Origin of the sequence: Pseudomonas sp. HY7a-MNA-CIBAN-0227 (assembly GCF_040310325.1) — a bacterium.
GTDB lineage: Bacteria > Pseudomonadota > Gammaproteobacteria > Pseudomonadales > Pseudomonadaceae > Aquipseudomonas.
Genome location: NZ_JBEOPT010000113.1, coordinates 1 through 277 on the forward strand (window position 1 = coordinate 1; position 277 = coordinate 277).

Here is a 277-nt window from a genome sequence, read left to right on the forward strand (position 1 = left end):
GGCAATAACTATGGCTGGCCGCTGGTCTCTAACGGTCGTAATTATTCGGGTACAGACATTCCTGACCATGACACTCGGCCTGACTTGACTGCGCCCAAAGTGACTTGGACACCCGTCATCTCACCTTCTTCATTAAGTATATATTCAGCCGGGACTCATAATGATTTTCCAGCATGGCAAGGCAATGCGCTAATCAGCGGCCTGTCATCAAAAGCGCTCATCATAGTGAGTTTTGATGACAGCAACAGTGCCTCTGAACGTTACCGCTATGATATGG

Annotated in this window: 1 protein-coding gene; it reads left to right on the forward strand. The window is 48.4% G+C overall.

Translation table 11 applies throughout. The annotated features are described in order from the left end of the window. On the forward strand, positions 1 to 277 hold a 277-nt coding region (locus AAEZ06_RS27205; protein WP_350617193.1), incomplete at both ends, for a PQQ-dependent sugar dehydrogenase.